Here is a 20,174-nt window from a genome sequence, read left to right as displayed (position 1 = left end):
TCGCTGCTGCACTGGACCCGGCGCATGATCGAGATCCGCAAGCAGAACCCCGCCTTCGGCCTCGGCTCCTACACCGAACTGCAGTCCTCCAACCCGACGGTCATCGCCTTCCTGCGCGAGTACAAGGACGATCTCGTGCTCTGCGTGAACAACTTCTCCCGGTTCGCCCAGCCCACCGAGCTGGACCTGGGGGAGTTCCAGGGACGGCATCCGGTGGAGCTCTTCGGCGGGGTCCGCTTTCCGGCCATCGGGGAACTTCCCTACCTGCTGACCCTGGCGGGACACGGCTTCTACTGGTTCCGGCTCCGCAAGGACGCCGCCTAGTTACCCCGGGGCGGGTCGGTTTCTTGAGGCCCGCCCCGGGGCACGCGTCAGTCACACCCGACCAGCGATTGGACGCGACGCCATGTCGGAAGCCGTCACACGCTCTGTCACCACAGGCCCCGGCCTCCTCGCGTCACTGGATCCCCTGCTGCACGAGTGGCTGCCGCGACAGCGCTGGTTCGCGGGCAAGGGCCGCCCGGTCACGGGATTCTCCCTGGTGGCGGAGACCGAGCTGCTCCCGCTGGAGGGGAAGCTGGGCCTGTACCACCTGATGGTGCGCGCCCACCAGCCGCTCGCCTCCGTCCAGGGCACCGTCCCGCACCCCGGCGACTGCTACCAGCTGCTCATAGGCGTGCGCGAGGCGCTGCCGCCACGGCTGGCGCCCGCGCTGATCGGCCACGTACAGCGGGGGCCACTCGCCGGACACACGGTGTACGACGCCCTGTACGACTCCCGGCCCGCCGAGGTGATCCTGGAGGCGCTGCGCACCCAGGCACGCATCGGCGGGCTGCGCTTCGAACGGCGGGAAGAGATACGCCCGGACCTGGTGCCGCGCGTGGTGACCGCCGAGCAGTCCAATTCGTCGGTCGTCTACGGCGATACGTTCATCCTCAAACTCCTGCGCCGCGTCCTGCCCGGGATCAACCCCGACCTGGAGCTTCCCCTTGCCCTGGCCCGGGAGGGCTGCTCCCGGGTGCCCCCGCCGACCGCGTGGATCATGGCCGACCCCGACCTGGGCGCCGACGAGTCGTACCTGCTCGGCGTGCTGCAGCCCTTTGTGCAGGGCGCCTGCGACGGCTGGGAGCTGGCGCTGCGCGAGCTGGCCAAGGGCGAGGACTTCAGCGCCGGGGCGCGGGCGCTCGGCCGCGCCACGGCCGAGGTGCACACCGCGCTGGCTCGCGCGCTGCCCACCGTCACGCTGGGGCACACGCAGATGCAGTCGCTGGTGGCCGGCATGGCCGAGCGGCTGGAGGCGGCCGCGCAGGCGGTGCCCTCGCTGGGTCCCTACGTCCCCGGGCTGCGCTCCGCGTTCGAGGCGCTGGCCGACCTGGCCGCCGAGGGCCAGACCTGGACCGCGCAGCGCATCCACGGCGACCTGCACCTCGGCCAGTGCCTGCGCTCCCCGTCCGGGGAGTGGTGGCTGATCGACTTCGAGGGCGAGCCGGCCAAACCGCTGGCGGAGCGGCGGATGGCGCAGCCGGTGGAACGCGACGTCGCCGGGATGCTGCGCTCCTTCGACTACGCGGCGCACTCGGCCGGCGGTCCACCGGCGCCGGAATGGGCCGCGGCCTGCCGGGCCGCCTACTGCACCGGATACGCCGAGGTCAGCGAGTACGACCCGCGGACCGACCCGGTGCTTCTGCGGGCCTACGAGACGGACAAGGCGATCTACGAGGTCCTCTACGAGGCCCGGCACCGGCCCGACTGGCTCCCGGTGCCGCTGTCCGCGGTGCGCCGCCTGGCCGGCTCCGAACCGGCCTGACCCCTCTCCACCTCACCTGACCTGCGCCGAGGAGGCTCCACCCGTGACCCCCCGCCCCCCGTCCAGCGGTTCGGATCCGAAGAAGACGCCCGAGAACCCGGGCGCCGGGCAGCCGACGGCCCCGCAGCAGAAGAGCGCCGCGAGGAATACGGCGAAGAAGGCGGCCGAGAAGACCATGGAGAAGGCGGCGGCGAAGGCCGCGAAAGCCGCCAGGAGCGCGAAGAAGGCCGCGAAGAAGGCGGCACCCGCGGACCAGCCGGCCGCCGGGGAAACGGCCGCGAAGTCGGCCATGAAGCGCTCCGCGGCCAAGGCGGCCGTGACGAGGAAGGCGACCACGAAGACCGCCGACGCGCCGAAGGCGACCGCGAAGAAGGCCGTCGCGAAGAAGACGACCGCCAAGAAGGCACCGGCGAGGAAGGCCGCCGCCGAGAAGGCCGCACCGCCCCCAACTGCCGCCGAGAAGGCAGTGGCACCCTCGACCGCCGCCGACATGCCCGCACCGGCGTCCGCCGAGGCAACCGCGCCCGAGGTGGCGGCCGCGTCCAGGGCTGCCGCCTTCTCGGCGCCCGAACCGGTCACGCCCGCAGCGGGGAGTGCGGCCGAGGTGTTCCCATCGTCCGGCGCCGAGGTGGTCGCAGCCGAGCCGGCGGCCGCGTCCGGGACCGCCGGGCCCGCGGCGTCCGGGCCGACGGCCCCATTCGAAACACTCGTAACCCCCGCCCCCGAACCGACGCCCGCGGCCGAAACACCCGCACCCCCCGCCCCCGAGCCGGTCACGGCCGGGACGCTGGAGGTGGCCGTCTCGCCCGCTGCCGACGCCGGTGATCGTGAGCGGCTGCTCAACGGCACGCACCACGAGCCGCACTCCGTGCTGGGTGCGCATCCCGTGCCCGGCGGTGTCGCCTTCCGCGCCTTCCGGCCGTACGCGCTGTCCGTCACCGTCTTCACCGGGAACCTGCGGGCCGAGCTGCACGACGACGGGGAGGGTTTCTTCTCGGGACTGCTGCCGCTGCGCGAGGTCCCGGCGTACCGGCTTCAGGTGGCGTACGAGGGGACGGAGCAGCACACCGAGGACGCCTACCGCTTCCTGCCCACGCTCGGCGAGCTGGACCTGCATCTGATCGGCGAGGGCCGGCACGAGCGGCTGTGGCAGGCGCTGGGCGCCCATCCGATGACCCACCAGGGCGTGCGGGGCACCCGTTTCGCGGTGTGGGCGCCCAACGCCCGGGGCGTGCGCGTGGCGGGCACCTTCAACTTCTGGGACGGCACCGGTTTCCCGATGCGCTCGCTCGGCTCCTCCGGGGTGTGGGAGCTGTTCGTGCCCGGCATCGGCGAGGGCGAGCTGTACAAGTTCGACATCACCCGCCCGGACGGGTCCAGGACCCTGCGCGCCGACCCGATGGCCCGGCGCACCGAGGCGCCGCCCGCAACGTCCTCCGTCATCGACGCCTCCCACCACGCATGGCACGACGAGGAGTGGCTGGCCCGCCGGGCAAAGAGGCCGGCGCACGAGGCGCCGTTCTCGGTGTACGAGGTCCATCTGCCGTCCTGGCGACCGGGACTGACCTACCGTCAGCTGGCCGAGCAGCTCCCGGCCTACGTCAAGGAGCTCGGTTTCACCCACGTGGAGCTGATGCCGGTCGCGGAGCACCCCTTCGGTGGCTCCTGGGGCTACCAGGTCACCGGCTTCTACGCGCCCACGGCCCGGCTGGGCACTCCGGACGACTTCAAGTACCTCGTCGACGCCCTGCACCGGGCCGGGATCGGCGTGCTGATGGACTGGGTGCCGGCGCACTTCCCGCGCGACGAGTGGGCGCTGGCCGAGTTCGACGGTCGTCCCCTGTACGAGCACGCGGACCCGCTGCGCGCCGCGCATCCGGACTGGGGCACGCTGGAGTTCGACTTCGGCCGGCCGGAGGTGCGCAACTTCCTGGTCGCCAACGCCCTGTACTGGTGCGAGGAGTTCCACATCGACGGCCTGCGGGTGGACGCCGTGGCCTCCATGCTCTACCTCGACTACTCGCGCGAGCCGGGCCAGTGGACCCCGAACGAGTACGGCGGCCGGGAGAACCTGGACGCGGTGGCGTTTCTGCAGGAGATGAACGCGACCCTGTACCGCCGGGTGCCGGGCGTGGTGACCGTCGCCGAGGAGTCGACGGCCTGGGACGGGGTCACCCGCGCCACCCACCACCGGGGGCCGAGCGGCTTCGGCGGTCTCGGCTTCGGACTGAAGTGGAACATGGGCTGGATGCACGACTCGCTGCAGTACATGAGCCACGAGCCCGTTCACCGCTCCTACCACCACCACGAGATGACCTTCTCGATGGTGTACGCCTACAGCGAGAACTACGTCCTGCCCATCTCCCACGACGAGGTGGTGCACGGCAAGGGCTCGCTGGTGTCGAAGATGCCCGGCGACTGGTGGCAGCAGCGCGCCAACCTGCGCGCCTACCTCGGCTTCATGTGGTCCCACCCGGGCAAGCAACTGCTCTTCATGGGTCAGGAGTTCGCCCAGGGGGCCGAGTGGTCCGAGGCGCACGGTCCGGACTGGTGGCTGCTCGACCCGGCGTACGGGGCGGCGGCCGACCACCGGGGCGTGCGGAACCTGGTCGGTGACCTCAACGCCGTCTACCGGGCCACCCCGGCCCTGTGGGCGCGCGACATCCACCCCGACGGCTTCCAGTGGATCGTGGGGGACGCGGCGGACGACAACGTCTTCGCGTTCCTGCGCTTCGACGCCGAGGGCACCCCGCTGCTGGCGGTCTCCCACTTCTCCCCCGTCGTCCGCCACGACTACCGCCTCGGCGTCCCCGCCGACGTCCCGGCCTGGCTGGAGGTCCTCAACACCGACGATGCCCGCTACGGCGGCAGCGACGTGGTGCACCCGCACCCGGTCAAGCCGGAGCCCCAGGGCTGGCACGGCCGCCCGGCGAGCATCCGGCTGACCCTGCCGCCCCTGGCCACGGTCTGGCTGCGACCGGCCTAGGGAGCGTCGCGGACCCGGGGTGATCCGAACGACACTCCCTGGGCGACACTCCCTAGGACAGACCCTGGGCGAGGGTGTCCGCCAGCGCCTTCGGGAGGTCCCCGCAGTGGAGCACGCCCAGCCGCTGCGTGGCGCGGGTCAGGGCCACGTAGAGGTCGCTGGTGCCGTAGCGGCCGGGCTCGACCACGAGGACGGAGTCGAACTCCAGGCCCTTGGCCTGGCGCGGGTCCAGGAGGACGACCGCGCGGGTGAGGTCGGGCTCCGCTCCGGCCGTGACCCCGTCCAGCCGGGCCGCCAGGCGTCGGTGCAGGTCGCGCGGGGCGATCACCGCGAGGCGGCCCTCGGCCGGGGTGAGCTCCTGCACCGCCTCGGCCACGGCGCCGGGGAGGTCGTCGGTGGCGCGCGCCCAGGGCTTCACGCCCGTCGAGCGGACCGAGCTCGGCGGCTCGAACGCGGGGTGCTCGGCACGGACCACGGCCGCCGCCACGTCCATGATCTCCGCCGGGGTGCGGTAGTTGACGCCGAGGCGGGTGTGCTCCCAGCGGTCCTCCACGTACGGCTGGAGGATGTCCGCCCAGGAACCGACACCGGCCGCTTCCGCGGTCTGCGCGGGGTCGCCGACCAGGGTCATCGAGCGGGTCGGGCTGCGCCGCATCAGCAGCCGCCACGCCATCGGCGACAGCTCCTGCGCCTCGTCGACGATGATGTGCCCGAACGCCCAGCTGCGGTCCGCGGCCGCCCGTTCGGCCGCGCTGCGGTGGTCCGCCTCCTCGTGACGCTCGGCGAACCGCTCGGCGTCGATGATGTCGTGCGCGGACAACACCTCCGAGGCCTCCGGGTCGTCCTCCTCCTTGTCCTCGAACTCGTAGGTCCGCGAGGCGAAGGACACCTCCAGCACGCCCTGCGCGTACGACACCTGTTCCGCGCGTTCGCGTTCCGCGCGGGCGCGGGCCGTCCGGTCGTCCTCGCCGAGCAGTTCGGCCGCCTCGTCGAGCAGGGGCACGTCGGCCGTGGTCCACGCCCGTGTCACCGGGCGGCGGATGGCGGCCGCGTCCTCGTCGGACACGTACCCCGCCGGATCGGCGAGGAAGTCGGCGACCAGCCGCTGCGGGGTGAGCCGGGGCCACAACTGGTCGATGGCGGACCAGACTTCACGGTTCTCGGCGAGCTCGTCGCGGATCTGGGTGATGTCGCTCGCGTCGAGCAGGTTCGAGCCGTCGTAGGGGTCGGTGCCGATGCGCTCGGCGAACAGGTCGGTGAGCGTGTTCAGGATGTGGCCCTCGAAGTGTTCGCGGGCCGCGTTGTGCGGCAGCCCGGCCGCGCGCGTGCGCTCCCGGGCGACGTTGACCAGGCCGTCGTCGAGCATGAGGACCTCGCGGTCGTGCTCGATGGCGATCACCGGGTCGGGCAGCGCCTGCCGGTCGCGTACGACGGCGGCGAGCACGTCGGCCATCTCCGCGCGGCCCTTCACGGCGGCCGCCTCGGGGGTGTCGGCGGCGGTGGCCCGCACACCGGGATACAGCTCGCCGACGGTCGCCAGCAGTACGCCGGTCTCGCCGAGGGAGGGCAGCACCTCGCCGATGTAGCCGAGGAAGGCCGGGTTGGGGCCGACGATGAGGACGGCGCGCTTGGCGAGCAGTTCGCGGTACTCGTAGAGGAGGTAGGCCGCCCGGTGCAGGGCGACCGCGGTCTTGCCGGTGCCGGGGCCGCCCTCGACCACCAGTACGCCGCGGTACGGCGCCCGGATGATGCGGTCCTGGTCGGCCTGGATGGTCTGCACGATGTCGCTCATGCGGCCGGTGCGGGCGGAGTTCAGCGCGGCGAGCAGCACCGCGTCGCCGGTCGGGTCCTCGTGGCCGGTCCGGGTGGCGTCGCCGAGGTCGAGGATCTCGTCGTGCAGGTGGGTGACCCGGCGGCCGTCGGTCGAGATGTGCCGGCGCCGCCGCAGCCCCATCGGTGTGTGGCCGGTGGCCAGGTAGAAGGGGCGGGCGACGTCGGCCCGCCAGTCGATGAGGATCGGCGTGCGGTTGGGATCGTCGGCGCGCAGGCCGATGCGGCCGATGTGGTGACTCGACCCGGAGGTGAGGTCGATGCGGCCGAAGCAGAGCGAGCCGTCCACGGCGTTCAGCGCGGCGAGCAGCCCCGAGCGCTCGGCGACGAGGATGTCCCGCTCCAGCCTGGCCTGCATGGGCTTGTCGCCCTGCGCGAGCGCGTCCGCGACGGACGCCTCGGTGTCCCCGCGCAACGCGTCCACGCGCCGGTACAGCCCGTCGAAGAATTCCTGTTCCTGACGCAATTCACCGTCTGGAAAATCGGTGTTTGACAATTCCGCTCCCGGCCGGATATACTGTGCCCACTGAACTTCTTTGCGACTCAATTCACTTGAAGTCGCGAACCACCGAATATACGCAAGGAAATCCCCCGAGCGCAATTGCTCGGGGGATTTCTGCGTATGCGGGTTCGGATACGGGTCCGATACGGGTCCGGTTACAGCACGTCGGAGACTTCCTCCAGCAGGCGCCGCTTGGGCCGGGCGCCCACCATCGCCTTCACCGGCTCGCCGCCCCTGAAGACCATGAAGGTCGGCATCGACAGCACTTTGTACGCGTTCGTGGTCTCCGGGTTGGTGTCCACGTCCAGCTGGACCACCTTCAGCCGGTCGCCCTCCTCGAAGGCGAGGGCGCTGAGCACCGGCCCCATCTGGCGGCACGGCGGACACCAGTCGGCGGTGAACTCCACCAGCACCGGAAGATCGGAGTCGAGCACCTCCGCCCCGAAGTCCGCGTCCGTCACCTCGGCCACACCCACCAGTGACTTGGTCACCGTTCCTGCCCTCCCAGCTCGCACAGGGGTTCCGGACCGCCCGGAACCAGCGCATCGGCGGCCAGCTCGGCGCGCGCCCGCTCGGCCCTCGCCAGCTGCGCTCCGACCTGCGTGCGCACCGCGCGCAACTCGCCGATCAGCGCGTCGAGCCCGGCCAGCTTGCGCCGGTAGACCGCGAGGGACGCCGGGCACGAGTCCCCTTCCGGGTGCCCGGCCCGCAGGCACTCCACGAAGGGCCGGGTCTCCTCCAGGTCGAACCCGAAGTCCTGCAGCGTTCTGATCTGCCGCAGGAGCTTGAGGTCGCGCTCGTCGTAGGTGCGGTACCCGTTGGTGTCGCGCCGTGCGGGCAGCAGGCCCCGTGCCTCGTAGTACCGCAGCGTCCGGGTCGTGGTCCCGGCCCGCGCGGCCAGCTCGCCGATTCGCATGCGTACGAAGGTAGGCCTTGACGCCGACGTCAGGGCAAGGACGGCGCGCGCTGACGTCCATGCCGTCTAGACGGCCGTCCCGGCGGACTCCTCGACCTCCAGCAGTGAGGCGCTGCGGCGTTCCTCGTCGAAGGCCTTGCGGCCGCCGCGCAGGCCGAACAGGCGCTTGGCGATGGCGATGTAGAGGACCGCGAGGACGTTGAGGACCAGGGTGGCGATCTTCAGCCCGCTGACGTGTTCGGTGAGTTCGTAGATCTCCAGCGGCAGGAAGGCGGCGGTGGCGATCACCGTCAGGTACTCCGCCCAGCGCTTGGCGTACCACAGGCCGCCCGCCTCGACGAGCTCGATCAGCGCGTACGCCAGCAGCAGCCCGGCGACCAGCAGCAGCGTGGAGTGCTTGTAGCCGAAGGTCTTCTGGATGGTGCCGACCACGGGTGAGTGGTCCAGGTCGTAGTGGAAGTGCCGGAAGACCGGGCGGAAGACGTCCAGGTACTCGTTGAACAGCCGCCGCACCGCGTCCTGGCTGTTGCTGAACTTCCACACCGCCACCGCGACCAGCACGATGAACACCCCGCGCACGGCCCGCTCGATCGCCAGGAACCGCAGGATGAACAGGTCCCGCAGCACCTTCCCGCGCGGCACCAGCGGGGCCTCGGCGGCCGGCCCCGTACCGTGCGGCTCGCCGAGCACGAAGTCGCCGCAGCGCAGGCACCGCCACGCCTCGCCGAGGGCGGTCTCCGCGTGCAGCCGGAGCCGCAGCCGGGGGTCGTCCGGCGCGTAGGTCACATGCCCCTGGCGCGCGCAGTGCCGCCGGTCCCAGTCGATCTTCATCCCCCGTGCCTCCATCTGCACATCCATGCGTACGAGCGTGCCGTACCTGTCGATCCGGCACGGCACGCTAGTGCATGCGGCGGGGAAACGGTGCCGAGGGGTCCGTCAGCGCGTCCCGCTGCCCGCCAGTTCCCTGGCCTCCTCGATCTCCTCCGCCGCCGCGGCCTCCCGGCGCGGCAGCAGCAGCGCGACCAGGACGGTGCCCACGCCGAGGATCACCGCGCCGACCAGGCTGGTGTGGGCGACCGCGTCGGAGAAGGAGGAACCGACCGCTTCCTTCATCTGCTGGGCGCCCTGGGCCAGTTGACCGGCCTGGGCCTTCAGCTGGGCGGCCTGGTGCGGGTCGCTGGTGTGGGCCGCCTGCCCGGCGAGCTGCCGGGCCTTGGCGCCGATGCCCTGCGCGACCTGGTAGCCGGCGCCGACCGAGTCCCGGGCGGTGGACAGCGCGCTCGCCGGGAGCCTGCTGCCGGCGGTGGCGTCGGAGAGATGGTCGGAGTACGACGTGGACAGCAGCGAGCCGAGGATGGCGATGCCGAGCGAGCCGCCCAGCTCCAGCGAGGTGTCGTTGACCGCGCCGCCGACGCCGAGCTCGGACTCCGGGAAGGCGCCCATGATGGCGTCGGTGCAGGGCGACAGGGCCAGGCCGATCGCCAGGCCCAGGATCACCAGCGGCGCCACGAAGTCGCCGTACGAGGACGAGGCGTCCACCCGGGTCAGCAGCGCCAGCGCCGCGGTGCCGCCGACCATGCCCGAGCCGACCGTCCACTTCATGCCGACGCGCGGGGTGAGGTAGCCGGTCAGCGCCGAGCCCACGAAGACGGCGCCGGCCAGCGGCAGCATGCGCAGACCGGTCTGCAGGGCGTCGTAGCCGAGGACGAACTGCAGGTGCTGGGTGAGGTAGTAGAAGGCGCCGAAGACGGCCAGGAAGAAGAGGGCGACGGCGAGGTTGGAGCCCGCGAAACGGCGGTGGGCGAAGCGGCGTACGTCGAGGACCGGGCGCGGGTGGCGCAGCTCCCACACGACGAAGGCCACCAGGCCCGCACCCGCGACGGCCGCGGCGGTGACCGCCCTGGTGTGCCAGCCGAAGTGCGGCCCCTCGATGATCATGTAGACCAGTGCACCGATCCAGACCACCGACAGCAGGCCGCCGACGTAGTCGATCCGGTCGTGGTGGGCGGCCTTCGACGGCGGGACCAGGACGAAGGCGGCGACCAGGGCGGCGGCGGCGATCGGTACGTTGATCAGGAAGGTCGAGGACCAGCCGTGGTCCTTCAGGAGCGCGCCCGCGACGACCGGACCGGCCGCGATGGCGAGCCCGGCGGTGGCCGTCCACAGGGTGATCGCCTTGGCCCGCTCGCCGCGCGGGAAGGTGGCGGCCAGCAGGGAGAGCGTGGCGGGCATGATCAGCGCCGCACCGAGGCCCATGACCGCGCGGGCCGCGATCACCGTGGCGGCGCTGTCGGCGAGGTAGCCGAAGACGGCCCCGCCGCCGAACACGACGAGCCCCAGCACCAGCGCCCCGCGACGGCTGTACTTGTCGCCGATGGCGCCCAGCAGCAGCATCAGCGCGGCGTACGGGACGGTGTAACCGTCGATCACCCACTGCAGGTCGGCGCTGGACAGGCCGAGGTCGCGGGTCATGTCCGGCGCGGCGACCGTGAGGGCGGTGTTCGCCATCACGATGATCAGCAGGCTCAGGCAGAGCACCAGGAGCGCCCACCAGCGCCGGGGGTAGGGGCGGTCCATCCTTTCGACCGGTTCGTTCAGGACGAGTCGCATGGCTTCGGGTCGCCTTCCTCACTGACGTGCGCGACGGTACTTGCACAACGGCGTGCAGTTGCACAACCATGTGCAATGTACGGCCGCTGCACAGCACTGTGCAAGTCAAGGAGGTGACGGCCTTGCGCAGGAACCGGAGGCCCGACCGCGGGGGCGTGCAGAATGGCAGCCATGACCACGGGTAACACCACGCGCGCAGACGCCAACCGGCGCCGCATCCTCGATGTCGCCCTCGCCGAGCTGCTGCGCGACCCCGACGCGTCCATGGACCAGATCGCGCGCGCCGCCGGTGTCGTGCGGCGGACGGTCTACGGGCACTTCCCCAGCCGCGAAGCGCTGATCAGCACGCTCGTCGACGACGCGGTGCAGGCGCTGTCCGCCGCGCACGCGGCGGGCCGCAAGGATGTCGGGGACCCGGCGGAGGCCGTGGCGCGCTCGGTGCTGGCGGTCTGGGAGATCGCCGACCGCTACCGGCTGCTGGTCGCGCTCGCCCAGCGCACGGTCACCATGCAGGGCATCCGCGAACGTCTCGCACCGGTCCGGGCGAGCGCCGTCGAGCTCCTCCAGCGCGGCCTGGACGAGGGTGCCTTCACCTCCCCGTTGCCCGCGCCGGCTCTGGCGTACGTACACGAACAGATGCTGTTCGCGCTGATGGAGGCGGTGAACGACGGCCTGCTGGCAGCACGGGAGGCGGGCCGCTCCGCCGCGGTCACGGTACTGACCGCGGCGGGCGTGCCCGCCTCCCTGGCGGCGGCGCTGGTGGCGAAGCTCAGCCACTGAGGCGCGGCCCGTCTCCCACCGGCTCACACCCGGTGGCCGACTGGTGTGTGCCGGGTGCCCGGCCCGGGTTCAGGCGGGGCCGGGCACCCGGAGTACGGGGGCGCAACGCCAGGCGTGGAGCGCCTCTTCGGGGCCAGGCGCAAAGCGCCCCTTCGGGCGGCCTGGGCCGGCCTCAGGCCAGCGCGGCGCTGTGCTCCTTCTCGCCGTCCCCGCGCTGCTCGGGCACCTCGGTGCCGGTGCCGGTCTGCTCGGGGTCGTCGAGCAGCGTCGTCTCGTCGAAGGGCAGCTCACCGGCGAGCACCCGGCGGACCCGGTCCGCGTCGATCTCCCTGGTCCAGGTGCCGATCAGGACCGTGGCGACGGCATTGCCCGCGAAGTTCGTCAGCGCGCGGGCCTCGCTCATGAAGCGGTCGATACCGACGATGAGCCCTACGCCGTCGACCAGGGCCGGCTTGTGGGACTGCAGGGCACCGGCGAGGGTGGCGAGCCCGGCCCCCGTGACGCCGGCGGCGCCCTTGGAGGCGATCATCATGAACAGCAGCAGGGTGATCTGCTGGCCGATGGAGAGCGGCTGGTCCATGGCGTCGGCGATGAACAGCGAGGCCATCGTCAGGTAGATCATGGTGCCGTCGAGGTTGAAGGAGTAACCGGTCGGCACGGTGATACCGACGACCGGGCGGCTGACGCCCAGGTGCTCCATCTTGGCGATGAGCCTCGGCAGCGCCGACTCGGACGACGACGTGGACAGGATCAGCAGGAACTCGCGGGCCAGGTACTTCAGCAGCTGGAAGATGTTGACCTTGGCCACCAGCCGGGTCAGCGCGCCCAGCACGACGATCACGAACAGCAGGCAGGTGACGTAGAAGCCGACCATGATCGTGGCGAGTGCCTTGAGGGCGTCCATGCCCGTCTCACCGACCACGGCGGCCATGGCACCGAAGGCGCCGACCGGGGCGGCCCACATGATCATGGCGAGGATGCGGAAGACCAGCCGCTGGATGTGCTCGACCCCGCGCAGGATCGGCTCGCCCCTGCGGCCCATGGCCTGCAGCGCGAACCCGACGAGCAGGGCGACCAGCAGCGTCTGGAGGACCTGGCCCTCGGTGAAGGCCGAGACGAGGGTTTTGGGGATGATTCCGAGCACGAAGTCGACCGGGCCCTCACTGGCGGTCTGCGCCTGGGCGTGGCCCACACCCTTCACGGCCTCGGTGAGGTGCATACCGCTGCCGGGGTGTACGAGGTTGCCCACCACCAGGCCGATGGCCAGGGCGACGAAGGACATGGCGACGAAGTAGACGAGCGCCAGACCGCCCACCTTGCCGACCTTCGCGGCCTTGCGCACCGAACCCACGCCGAGCACGATCGTGCAGAAGATGATCGGCGAGATCATCATCTTGATCAGGTTCACGAAGCCGGTGCCGAGGGGCTTGAGCTCCTTGGCGAAGTCGGGCGCGGCGAAGCCGACCGCGATGCCGAGGAGCACCGCGGCGATCACGGCGATGTAGAGATAGTGCGTGCGGTCCCGCTTGGCGGGGGATGTGGCAGGTGCCGTAGCGGCTGGGCTGGTCACGGCGGCCCTCCTTGACGACGTCGTCGGCATCACCGGCGTGCGGCTCACGTCCGGGGGATGGGAATGCCGTGACTATCTCCCGCCGTGTGAGGGCGGTCACCCTTCCGTTCATTGAGTTCACGCTCGGGGCTTGTCCGGAGAGGCACACTGACGGCATGCGCATACCCGCCCTCCCCAGACCGCGCAGCCTGGCCGGCCAGCTGTTCGCCATGCAGGCCGTCCTGCTCGCGCTCGTCGTGGCGGGGTACGCGCTGTTCAGTTACGTCAGCGACCAGAAGCAGGCCGAGGAGGCGGCGGGCCGCCAGGCCACGGCGGTGGCCCGCTCGATCGCCGACGCCCCGTCGGTACGGGCGGCGATCCACACGTCCGACCCCACCGCGCAGCTCCAGCCGTACGCGCTGAAGGTCCAGAGGGACACCGGGGTCGACTTCGTCACGATCATGAACCCCGAGGGCATCCGCTGGACGCACCCGGACCCGCAACAGATCGGCAAGCGCTTCCTCGGCACCATCTCCCGGGCCCGGAAGGGCGGGACCTTCACCGAGACCTACACCGGCACCCTCGGCGCGTCCGTCCGCGCGGTCACGCCCGTCGCGGACAACGGCCGCATCATCGGCCTGGTGAGCGCCGGCATCAAGGTGCAGGCGATCAGCCGGCGGGTCCAGGACCAGGTCACGGCGCTGCTCGGGGTCGCCGCCGGGGTCCTCGCGCTGGGCGCGATCGGCACGTACGTCATCAACGCCCAGCTGCGCCGTCACACCCACGGCATGAACGCCGGCGAGCTCAGCCGCATGCACGACTACCACCAGGCCGCGCTGCACGCCGTGCGCGAGGGCCTGCTGATGCTGGACGCCCAGTACCGGGTGGCCCTCATCAACGACGGCGGAAGAGAACTGCTGGGCGTGGAGCGCGAGGAGGACGTGGTGGGCAGGTCGGTGGCGGACCTCGGCCTCCCGGCCCCGCTGACCGGCGCGCTGCTGGCGTCGGAGCCCCGGGTGGACGAGGTGCACCTGACGGCGTCCCGGGTCCTGGTGGTGAACACCTCGCCGGTGTCGGGCGGAGAGCACCGGGGAACGGTGGTGACCTTGCGCGATGTCACCGAACTCCAGTCCCTGATGGGCGAGCTGGACTCCGAGCGCGGCTTCACACAGGCGCTGCGCTCGCAGGCGCACGAGGCGGCGAACCGGTTGCACACCGTGGTGTCCCTGATCGAGCTGGGCCGTGCCCAGCAGGCCGTGGAGTTCGCGACCGCGGAGCTGGAGCTGGCCCAGGCGCTGACCGACCAGGTCGTCTCGGCGGTGAGCGAGCCGGTGCTGGCCGCGCTGCTGCTCGGCAAGACGGCGCAGGCCCACGAGCGCGGCGTGGAGCTGGTGGTGTCCGAGGACAGCGGCCTGGACGACGGGCTGCTGCCGAAGACCCTCCCGGCCCGGGACCTGGTGACCATCCTCGGCAACCTCATCGACAACGCGGTGGACGCGGCGCAGGGCAGTGCCCGGGCCCGGGTGGCGGTGACGGCCCGCACGGAGGGGCGGGAACTGGTGCTGCGCGTGGCGGACACCGGGTCGGGCGTGGACCCGGCCCATGCCGACCTGGTGTTCCGGCGCGGCTTCTCGACCAAGCCGGCCGGCCCCGGCGGACGGGGCCTGGGGCTGGCGCTCGTGCGGCAGGCGGTGCACCGCCAGCAGGGGACGCTGGCGGTGGCGGAGGCCGAGGGCGGCGGGGCGGTGTTCGAGGTGCGGTTGCCGCTGGGGGACGGGCCACCGGACCGGGTCGCACCCCGGGCCGGGTCCCGAGGCGACCTGGGCGGAGGCGACGCATGACGGACGCTCGGCCCATCCGCGTCCTGGTGGTGGAGGACGACCCGGTCGCGGCGGACGCACATGTGATGTACGTCGGCCGGGTGCCCGGCTTCACGGCCGTCGGTACGGCGCACACCGGAGCGGAGGCGCGGCGCATGCTGGACCGCACCCCGGTCGACCTGCTGCTGCTCGATCTGCACCTGCCGGACGTCCACGGCCTGCAGCTGGCCCGTTCGCTGCGGGCCGCCGGTCACCACGCGGATGTCATCGCGGTGACCTCGGCGCGGGACCTGGCCGTCGTCCGCGAGGGGGTGTCGCTGGGAGTGGTCCAGTACGTCCTGAAGCCGTTCACCTTCGCGACCCTGCGGGACCGGCTGGTGCGGTACGCCGAGTTCCACGCCGCGGTCGGCGAGGCGAGCGGGCAGGACGAGGTGGACCGGGCGCTGGCGACCCTGCGGGCGCCGGGACCGGCCGCGCTGCCGAAGGGGCTGAGTGCGCCGACGCTGGAGCGGGTCACCGTGGCGCTGCGGGACTGCGCCGACGGCATGACGGCGACCCAGGTCGCCGAGGCGGTCGGCATCTCACGGATCACGGCCCGGCGCTATCTGGAGCACCTGGTCGACGCCGGCCGCGCGGCGCGCAGACCCCAGTACGGGACTGTGGGGCGGCCCGAGTTGCAGTACCGGTGGGTGCGGGGGCGGTGAATCCGCCGCAGACGCATTGACCTGACTAGACCACTCCACTTACGTTCACACGGCAACCGTCCCGGCCACAGCGAAGTGCGCCCGTAGGAGGTCGTGCCCGTGCGCCCCACCGCCGCTCGATCCCGGTCAACCGCCTTCCTTCTCACGCTCGTTGCCTTGACCTCCGCCGCTCCCGCACTCACCGGCTGCGGCAGCGGATCCGGCAGCGGCCCGAACACGCTGAAGGTCTCCTTCAAGGAGTCCACGGACAACTCGATCCACGTCATGGACGACTATCTCGCCGCCGTGAAGAAGCAGTTCGAGAAGGAGAACCCCGGCAAGAAGGTCCGGCTGGTCCCCATCAAGGCCCCGGACTCGGAGTACTACACCAAGCTCCAGCAGATGCTCCGCTCCCCCAAGACCGCTCCCGACCTGGTCTACGAGGACACCTTCCTCATCAACTCGGACATCACCAGCGGGTACTTGAAGCCCCTCGACCCCTACCTCGCCAAGTGGCGGGACTGGGACCAGTTCATCGGCACGGCCAGGTCCGCCGCCCAGGGCGAGGACGGCAGAACGTACGGGGTGCCGGACGGCACGGACACCCGGGGCCTGTGGTTCGACAAGCGGGTCTTCGAGAAGGCCGGTCTGCCCGCCGACTGGCAGCCGAGGACCTGGGACGACATCCTGGCCGCCGCCCGCACCATCAAGCAGAAGGTCCCCCACGTCACACCTCTGAACGTCTACACCGGCAAACCCGCCGGCGAGGCCGCCACGATGCAGGGTTTCGAGATGCTGCTGTACGGCACGGGCGACGGCACGTCCGATCCCCTGTACGACAAGGCGTCCAGGAAGTGGATCGCGGGCAGCCAGGCCTTCAAGGACGCCCTGGCCTTCGTACGGACGGTGTACAAGGAGAAGCTCGGCCCTGACGTCTCCGACGCCCTCGACCCCAACTTCGCCACGCGCGTCCGCGGGGAGCTCCTCCCGCAGGGCAGGCTCGGTATCGACCTCGACGGCTCCTGGCTGCCCCAGGACTGGCTGCCGGGCAGCGGACACCAGTGGCCGACGTGGTCGCAGGAGCTCGGCCTCGCGTACATGCCCACCCAGCACGGCCAGGCGCCGGGCAAGGTCAGCATGTCCGGCGGCTGGACCTGGGCGGTCCCGGCCAAGGCGGCCCACCCCGGCCTCGCCTTCGACTTCATCAAGGCGATGCAGACCAAGGCCGCTGCCGAGAAGTGGTACATCGCCAACTCCGGCATCGCGGTGCGCAAGGACGTCGCGGCCGACCCCTCGTACATCAAGGCGCAACCGGGCATCAAGTTCTTCACCGATCTGGTGGCCAGCACCCACTACCGCCCGGCCTACCCGGCGTACCCGAAGGTCTCCACCGCCATCCAGGAGGCCATGGAGGGCGTGACGACCGGCGACAGGTCGGTGGACCAGGCCGCGAGCGGCTACGCCGACGCCCTCAAGTCGGCCACGGACAACCAGGTCGTCGAGAAGTGAACGGCGGCGTCCGCCCATGACCGCCGCCGTGCCCCACCGGCCGGGCACCGACGTGCGCGGCACGTCCCCGGGCCCGGCGGCCCGACCGCCCGCGGCGCCGGCAGCCGAACGCCCCCTCATGCGCTCCCTCGCCCGCGCCCTGCCCGTGGCCCCCGCCCTGGTCCTGCTGCTGCTCTTCCTGGCCGGACCGATCGCCTACTGCGCCTACATCGCCTTCACCGACCTGCAGTTGACCGGCCAGGCCCACTCGTCCTTCGTCGGCCCGGCCAACTTCCGAACGGCCTTCCACGACCCGGCGTTCCGCAACGCGGTCTGGCTCACGCTGGTGTTCACGGTGGTGTCCTCCCTGCTCGGGCAGAACACGCTCGGACTGGCCCTGGCCCTGCTCATGCGGCGCGCCTCCAAGCCGGTCCGCACCCTGACGGGCGGGATCGTGATCACCGCCTGGGTGCTTCCGGAGGTCGTCGCCGGCTTTCTGCTCTACGCCTTCTTCCGGCGCGAGGGCACCCTGAACGCGATCCTCCACTGGCTGCATCTGCCCACCCAGAACTGGCTGTTCACGCTGCCCATCCTGGCCGTGTCGTTCGCGAACGTCTGGCGGGGGACGGCCTTCTCGATGCTCGTCTACTCGGCGGCCCTGGGCGAGATCCCCCAGGAGATCACCGAGGCCGCGGAGGTCGACGGGGCGGGCGGCCCTCGCCGGCTGTGGCACATCACGCTGCCGATGATCCGCCGCTCCATCGGCACGAACCTCATGCTCAACACCCTTCAGACGCTCTCCGTCTTCGGGCTGATCTGGGTGATGACGCGCGGCGGTCCCGGCAACCGCAGCCAGACCCTGCCGCTGTTCATGTACGAACAGGCCTTCCAGAACAGCATGATCGGGTACGGGACCGCGGTGGCCCTCCTGCTGCTCCTGGTCGGCTCCCTGTTCTCCCTGGTGTACCTGCGCCTGCTGCGGACGGAGGTCTGAGAACGCCATGGCGCTCACGCTCGCCTCACGCCGCACCACCCGGCGCCTGGCCGCGGACGCGGGCCTGCTGGTCGCGGCGGTCGCCTTCGTCCTGCCGCTGGCCTGGGTGGTGCTCTCCTCCCTCGATCCGCACGCGGACCTGCGGGTGAAGGCCCCCGACGGACTCACCCTGGGCAACTTCCGCGCGATCCTCGACCAGGACGTCACCTTCACGCCGCTGCTCAACAGCCTGATCCTGTGCGGCGGGGGCACCGCGCTGACCGTGGTGTGCGCGGCGCTCGCGGCCTACCCGCTGTCCCGATTCCGTTCCCGTCTCAACCGCCCGTTCCTGCTGACCGTCCTGTTCGCGACGAGCCTGCCGATCACGGCGGTCATGGTGCCGGTGTACGCGCTGTTCGTGCGGGTGAACCTGATCGACACCCTGCAGGGCACCATCCTCTTCTTCGCGGCGTCCCAGCTCCCCTTCGCCATCTGGCTGATGAAGAACTTCATGGACGGCGTGCCGAAGGAGCTGGAGGAGGCCGCCTGGACGGACGGCGCGTCCGCCCTGCAGTCGCTCGTGCGGATCGTGCTGCCGCTGATGGGGCCGGGTGTGGCGGTGGTGACCGTCTTCTCGTTCGTGATGATGTGGGGCAACTTCTTCGTCCCCTTCATGCTGCTGCTCAGCCCGGACCAGATGCCGGCGTCGGTGAGCATCAACGAGTTCTTCGGCAACCGGGGGATGGTGGCGTACGGTCAGCTGGCGGCGTTCTCGATCGTCTACTCGACGCCGGTGGTCCTGCTGTACGTGCTGATCGCCCGGCGGCTGGGGGGAGGATTCGCACTGGGCGGAGCGGTCAAGGGATGAGACCTCCACAACGGTGGGTTCGCACTCCCCGAACTGACCGCCCTCGCGGGCGTGTCGTGGCGTTCCCGGGTGAACTGACCGGCAGGCCGCGGACCCGTCCCTGCCCGACTCGGTCGCCGTCACCGGACGCGAGGCCGGGCTCGCCGAGCTGCTGCGCAGCGCGGTCGGCACCGCGGCGCGGGCCGTGACTTCCTGGACCGCATCGTCGACCACTTCTGGTCGAGGGTCCGCACACCGGCGTGGCCGCCGCCCGGGAGCAGCGGCTGGAAGAAGCGGCTAGAAGACCGACTCCGCCTCGTCCATCCGGTCCTTCGGCACCGTCTTGAGCTCGGTCACCGCGTCCGCCAGCGGCACCATCACGATGTCGGTGCCGCGCAGGGCGGTCATGTGGCCGAAGTCGCCGCGGTGCGCGGCCTCCACCGCGTGCCAGCCGAAGCGGGTGGCGAGGACGCGGTCGTACGCGGTCGGGGTACCGCCGCGCTGGACGTGGCCGAGGATGACGGGCTTGGCCTCCTTGCCGAGCCGCCGCTCCAGCTCGAACGCCAGCGCGGTGCCGATGCCCTGGAAGCGCTCGTGACCGAACTTGTCGATCTCGCCGTGGCCGTAGTCCATGGTGCCCTCGGCCGGGTGGGCGCCCTCGGCGACACAGATCACCGCGAACTTCTTGTGGCGCGAGAAGCGCTCCTCGACCATCTTGACCAGGTCGGCCGGGTCGAACGGGCGCTCGGGCAGGCAGATGCCGTGGGCACCGGCCGCCATGCCGGACTCCAGGGCGATCCAGCCCGCGTGGCGGCCCATGACCTCGACGACCATCACCCGCTGGTGGGACTCGGCCGTGGTCTTCAGCCGGTCCATGGCCTCGGTGGCCACGCCCACCGCGGTGTCGAAGCCGAAGGTGCGGTCCGTGGAGGAGATGTCGTTGTCGATGGTCTTGGGCACGCCCACCACCGGCAGCCCGGCGTCCGACAGCATGCGCGCCGCGGTCAGCGTGCCCTCGCCGCCGATCGGGATCAGCGCGTCGATACCGAACCGGTGGATCATGTCGGAGGCGTTCTCGCAGGCCTCGCGCAGCCGGTCGCGCTCCAGCCGGGAGGAGCCGAGGATGGTGCCGCCCAGGGCCAGGATGCCGCCCACCGCGTTCAGGTCCAGGCTGCGGTAACGGCCGTCCAGCAGGCCCGCGTAGCCGTCCTCGAAGCCGATGACCTCGTCGCCGTACATGGCGACCGCTCGGTGCACGACCGACCGGATCACCGCGTTCAGCCCCGGACAGTCGCCGCCTGCCGTGAGAACTCCGATACGCATCGTGCTGTGTCTCCTGCTCACTGTTGACGCCGGTGATCCTGTCCGATTGTTTCACGTCCC

At 71.4% G+C, this 20,174-nt stretch carries 17 protein-coding genes; 9 read left to right on the top strand and 8 right to left on the bottom strand.

What is annotated here, in order from left to right; genetic code table 11:
- Positions 1 to 324 (top strand): alpha-glucosidase C-terminal domain-containing protein (locus AB0A61_RS29970; protein ID WP_361298988.1); only part of this gene is annotated, 324 nt, incomplete at its 5' end.
- A gap of 82 nt (positions 325 to 406) precedes the next feature.
- Positions 407 to 1,807, top strand: a complete 1,401-nt coding sequence (locus AB0A61_RS29965) for a maltokinase (protein ID WP_361298985.1) — start codon at positions 407 to 409, stop codon at positions 1,805 to 1,807.
- A 12-nt stretch (positions 1,808 to 1,819) separates the two neighbouring features.
- Here the strand turns inward: AB0A61_RS29965 and AB0A61_RS29960 are convergent, their stop codons facing one another.
- A complete protein-coding gene (locus AB0A61_RS29960) occupies positions 1,820 to 2,386 on the bottom strand; it encodes a hypothetical protein (protein WP_361298982.1) in 567 nt (188 codons plus the stop codon).
- Between the two features lie 25 nt (positions 2,387 to 2,411).
- Here AB0A61_RS29960 and glgB point away from each other — a divergent pair, with 25 nt between their 5' ends.
- Positions 2,412 to 4,793, top strand: coding sequence for a 1,4-alpha-glucan branching enzyme (gene glgB / locus AB0A61_RS29955; RefSeq protein WP_361298979.1), 2,382 nt, complete (start codon positions 2,412 to 2,414; stop codon positions 4,791 to 4,793).
- Positions 4,794 to 4,845: 52 nt separating this feature from the next.
- Here the strand turns inward: glgB and AB0A61_RS29950 are convergent, their stop codons facing one another.
- From AB0A61_RS29950 to AB0A61_RS29930, 5 genes are all read right to left on the bottom strand, one after another.
- Positions 4,846 to 7,089 carry an ATP-dependent DNA helicase gene (locus AB0A61_RS29950; RefSeq protein WP_361298976.1) on the bottom strand — a complete coding sequence of 748 codons (2,244 nt, stop codon included), beginning with the start codon at positions 7,087 to 7,089 and terminating at the stop codon, positions 4,846 to 4,848.
- A gap of 191 nt (positions 7,090 to 7,280) precedes the next feature.
- On the bottom strand, positions 7,281 to 7,595 hold the full coding sequence (locus tag AB0A61_RS29945; protein WP_361299003.1) for a thioredoxin domain-containing protein: 315 nt from the start codon (positions 7,593 to 7,595) through the stop codon (positions 7,281 to 7,283).
- Between the two features lie 17 nt (positions 7,596 to 7,612).
- Positions 7,613 to 8,041 carry a MerR family transcriptional regulator gene (locus AB0A61_RS29940; protein WP_361298973.1) on the bottom strand — a complete coding sequence of 143 codons (429 nt, stop codon included), beginning with the start codon at positions 8,039 to 8,041 and terminating at the stop codon, positions 7,613 to 7,615.
- Between the two features lie 66 nt (positions 8,042 to 8,107).
- Complete coding sequence (locus AB0A61_RS29935; protein ID WP_361299000.1) at positions 8,108 to 8,872, bottom strand: DUF2127 domain-containing protein; 765 nt, start codon at positions 8,870 to 8,872, stop codon at positions 8,108 to 8,110.
- Between the two features lie 105 nt (positions 8,873 to 8,977).
- Entirely contained in the window at positions 8,978 to 10,651 is a 1,674-nt protein-coding gene (locus AB0A61_RS29930; protein ID WP_361298970.1) for an MFS transporter, read from the bottom strand.
- 162 nt (positions 10,652 to 10,813) lie between these two features.
- Between AB0A61_RS29930 and AB0A61_RS29925 the strand changes: the two genes are divergently transcribed.
- Positions 10,814 to 11,431: a TetR/AcrR family transcriptional regulator gene (locus tag AB0A61_RS29925; RefSeq protein ID WP_361298968.1), complete on the top strand. Its 618-nt coding sequence runs from the start codon at positions 10,814 to 10,816 to the stop codon at positions 11,429 to 11,431.
- Positions 11,432 to 11,603: 172 nt separating this feature from the next.
- Here the strand turns inward: AB0A61_RS29925 and AB0A61_RS29920 are convergent, their stop codons facing one another.
- The gene (locus tag AB0A61_RS29920; protein ID WP_361298997.1) at positions 11,604 to 13,031 is read right to left on the bottom strand and encodes a cation:dicarboxylase symporter family transporter; all 1,428 of its coding nucleotides are present in this window, start codon (positions 13,029 to 13,031) and stop codon (positions 11,604 to 11,606) included.
- Positions 13,032 to 13,156: 125 nt separating this feature from the next.
- On the opposite strand from AB0A61_RS29920, the gene AB0A61_RS29915 reads away from it, so the two are divergent.
- The 5 genes from AB0A61_RS29915 (at position 13,157) to AB0A61_RS29895 (ending at position 18,812) form a co-directional block, all read left to right on the top strand.
- The gene (locus AB0A61_RS29915; RefSeq protein ID WP_361298966.1) at positions 13,157 to 14,821 is read left to right on the top strand and encodes a sensor histidine kinase; all 1,665 of its coding nucleotides are present in this window, start codon (positions 13,157 to 13,159) and stop codon (positions 14,819 to 14,821) included.
- Complete coding sequence (locus AB0A61_RS29910; RefSeq protein WP_361298964.1) at positions 14,818 to 15,504, top strand: response regulator; 687 nt, start codon at positions 14,818 to 14,820, stop codon at positions 15,502 to 15,504. The genes AB0A61_RS29915 and AB0A61_RS29910 overlap by 4 nt, the downstream gene beginning before the upstream one ends.
- A 93-nt stretch (positions 15,505 to 15,597) precedes the next feature.
- Positions 15,598 to 16,992, top strand: a complete 1,395-nt coding sequence (locus AB0A61_RS29905) for an extracellular solute-binding protein (protein ID WP_361298962.1) — start codon at positions 15,598 to 15,600, stop codon at positions 16,990 to 16,992.
- A gap of 118 nt (positions 16,993 to 17,110) precedes the next feature.
- The gene (locus AB0A61_RS29900; protein WP_361298994.1) at positions 17,111 to 17,965 is read left to right on the top strand and encodes a sugar ABC transporter permease; all 855 of its coding nucleotides are present in this window, start codon (positions 17,111 to 17,113) and stop codon (positions 17,963 to 17,965) included.
- A 7-nt stretch (positions 17,966 to 17,972) separates the two neighbouring features.
- Entirely contained in the window at positions 17,973 to 18,812 is an 840-nt protein-coding gene (locus AB0A61_RS29895) for a carbohydrate ABC transporter permease (RefSeq protein ID WP_361298959.1), read from the top strand.
- 276 nt (positions 18,813 to 19,088) lie between these two features.
- On the opposite strand, the gene AB0A61_RS29890 is transcribed toward AB0A61_RS29895, so the two are convergent.
- Positions 19,089 to 20,114 (bottom strand): ATP-dependent 6-phosphofructokinase, encoded by a 1,026-nt coding sequence (locus tag AB0A61_RS29890; RefSeq protein WP_361298956.1) that lies wholly within the window; start codon positions 20,112 to 20,114, stop codon positions 19,089 to 19,091.
- Positions 20,115 to 20,174: the final 60 nt, after the last annotated feature.

It is taken from the genome of Streptomyces sp. NPDC046197 (assembly GCF_040646295.1).
Classification (GTDB): domain Bacteria; phylum Actinomycetota; class Actinomycetes; order Streptomycetales; family Streptomycetaceae; genus Streptomyces.
The sequence above is the reverse complement of the archived record's forward strand: the minus strand, read 5'-3'. Positions and strand labels throughout refer to the sequence as shown.